The sequence below is a fragment of the Streptomyces sp. WELS2 genome (genome assembly GCF_013870595.1).
Lineage (GTDB): Bacteria > Actinomycetota > Actinomycetes > Streptomycetales > Streptomycetaceae > Streptomyces.
Genome location: NZ_JACBWZ010000853.1, coordinates 1 through 2,547 on the forward strand (window position 1 = coordinate 1; position 2,547 = coordinate 2,547).

Annotated in this window: 2 protein-coding genes; both read left to right on the forward strand. The window is 75.8% G+C overall.

Annotated elements, in window-relative coordinates:
• Positions 1-210 (forward strand): BBE domain-containing protein (locus tag H5J33_RS30790; RefSeq protein WP_181798054.1); only part of this gene is annotated, 210 nt, incomplete at its 5' end.
• Between the two features lie 600 nt (positions 211-810).
• Positions 811-2,457 (forward strand): PucR family transcriptional regulator, encoded by a 1,647-nt coding sequence (locus H5J33_RS30795; protein ID WP_181798055.1) that lies wholly within the window; start codon positions 811-813, stop codon positions 2,455-2,457.
• Positions 2,458-2,547 lie beyond the last annotated feature (90 nt).

Genomic DNA, 2,547 nt, shown 5'->3' on the forward strand with positions numbered 1-2,547 from the left:
GAGCGGGCGCTTCGCTGGGTCCGGGACGCGTGCGCCGCGCTGGCGCCGTGGAGCACCGGTGCCGTGTGCCTGAACCTGATCGGCGACGAGGGCCCGGAGCGGGTCCGGGCCGGACTGGGCGCCGGGAACATCCTGCGGCTGGAGAAGGTGAAGCGGCGCTACGACCCCGACAACGTCTTCCGCTGCAACCACAACATCCGTCCCGTGTGAGGCCCCCGGCCCGGCCCGGAGCGCTCGTGGCGGGCGGCGCGGGAGGTGCTCGCCCAGGCGCCGGCGGGGGCTTGCTCCGTCTCGTCGTCCCTGCGCTCGGCCGCGTCCTCCAGGACGATCCGCCCGATGACCTCGTAGCGTTCCGGCCGGCGGACCCTCAGGTACAGGCCGAGCCCGAGGCTGCCGAAGAAGACCAGCCCGACGATCCAAGATAGCGGGCCGCGCACTGGTGGAAGGCCGTGCCGCAGGCGAACGAGCCGGTGAGCAGCGGCCATTGGAAGGCGTCCACCGCCCAGGCGCCGATGAAGCCGCGCGCCGGGTCGGAGAACAGATCGAGGGGGCTGGAGCCGGCGGAGACCCGTACCGCTCTCGGTCGTTCCCGCCCCTCATCTGGTGCTCGCGCAACGGAATCCGAAGGTCAAACGGCGGTTCCTGTACGGTCGCGACAGTGTGCCGGGGCAGTGACGTGCGCCACGACAGGCAGGCGGCCGGGTGATTCCGCGCCGGGGGCGACGCAGTGTCGCTCGCGCGGGCCCGGTGACCGCCGCCGTAACCGGCCGGGGATGTCACCGGAACGTCCGCGCAGGTAGCGTCCGCTGCATGGACAGCCGTACGGACCACCGACTCGACACCCAGGGCGCCGGCATCACCGTGCAGCGGGCGCTGGAGCTGCCCGGACTGCGCAGCGGGCTGCCGGAGATCCTGGCGGGCGCCGACCGGCTGGGCCGCACCGTGCGCTGGGTGCACGCGGGCGAGGTCCCGAACATCGCTTCCCTGCTCAAGGGCGGCGAGCTGCTGCTCACCACGGGCTACGGCCTGGGCACCCGGCCGGCCGAGCAGCGGGCGTTCGTACGGACCCTGGCCGAGCGGGGCATCGCCGCCCTGGTGGTGGAGCTGGGCCCGCGCTTCGGCCGGCTGCCGGCGGCGCTGGTGGACACGGCCCGGGCGGCCGGACTGCCGCTGGTCCAGCTGCACCGCGAGGTGCCGTTCGTGACGGTGACCGAGGAGATCCACACCGAGATCGTCAACGGGCACTACGCGCTGCTCCAGCGCGCCGAGGAGGTGCACCGGCGCTGCACCGAGGCGCTGCTGGGCGGCGGCGGGGTGCCGCAGGTGCTGTGCATCCTGGCCGACTTCAGCGGCAACCCGGTGTTCCTGGAGACGGCGGACGGCCGGCTGCTGTACGCCGCCGGGGCCGGGCCGGAGGGCGCCGACCCGCTCCAGGTGTGGGAGGGGCTGCGCGGCCCGCACAAGGAGGTCCCGCCGCCGTCCGGCACGGTGCTGGTGGACGTGCCCGGCGGCGGTCCCGGCACGGCGGGCTCGGTGCGCGCCCGGCTCGTCCTGCTGCCGGTGCGCGCGACGCCGGCCCCGGTGCACCGGATCGCCGCCGAGCGGGCCGCGGGCATCCTGGCCGTGGTGCTGATGCAGGCCCGGCAGGAGGAGGAGCTGGCGGCGCGCGGGCGCGGGGACTTCCTCACCGATCTCGCCGAGGGCCGGATCGCGGCGGAGGACGCCCCGGCGCAGGCCCGGGTGCTCGGCTTCAAGCCGGGCGAGAGCCCGCTGCTGCCGGTGGTGATGCGGATCGGGGACACCCTCTCGCCCGGTGGCGGCTGGGCGGTGCTGGCCAGGGCGGTCTCCGAGGAACTGGCCGCGGTGGGGGTGCCGGTGCTGCTGGGCGTGCGGCCGGTGGAGGGCCGGGTCCTGGTGCTGCTGGGGCTGCGCTCGGAGTCGGAGCGCACGGCGGTCGCGGACCGGGTCGCGGCGGCGCTGCGGGCCGGGGTGGAGCGGGCCGGGATGCGGCGGCCGGGCTCGCCGCCGCCGGTGGTGGTGGTCGGGGTGGCCGGCGGCTGGGCGGCGGCCTCGGCGGGGCTGCGGCACGCGGCGGAGACGGCGACGGCGGCCCAGGGCCTGACCGACCTGCCGTGGTACGACGCCCGGCGGCTGGACATCGACCTGCTGCTGTGGCGGCTGCGCGACCACCCCGACCTGGCGTCCTTCGTGGACCGGGCGATCGGCCCGCTGCGCGAGCACGACCGGCGCTCCAGGCCGCCGCTGCTGCCGACACTGGAGACCTATCTCGCGCACGCGGGCCGCAAGGCGGAGACGGCCCGCGAGCTGCACCTCAACCGTCAGACGCTGTACAACCGCCTGGCCCGCATCGGCGAGTTGCTGGGCACCGACCTGGACGACCCGCAGACGGTCCTGGCGCTGAGCCTGGCCCTGCGGGCCCGCCGGCACGTGCCGTAGGGCCTTCCGGCACACCTAGACCAGCGGTCTGGGCCGGGTCAGTTCGTCGTAGACGCTGAGGACCTGCGCGACGGTCTCGTCCTCGGTCGG

What these genes read in the sequence shown, in the direction of transcription:
- H5J33_RS30795 (WP_181798055.1), top strand. Translation starts at nt 811, where the DNA reads ATGGACAGCCGTACGGACCACCGACTCGACACCCAGGGCGCCGGCATC.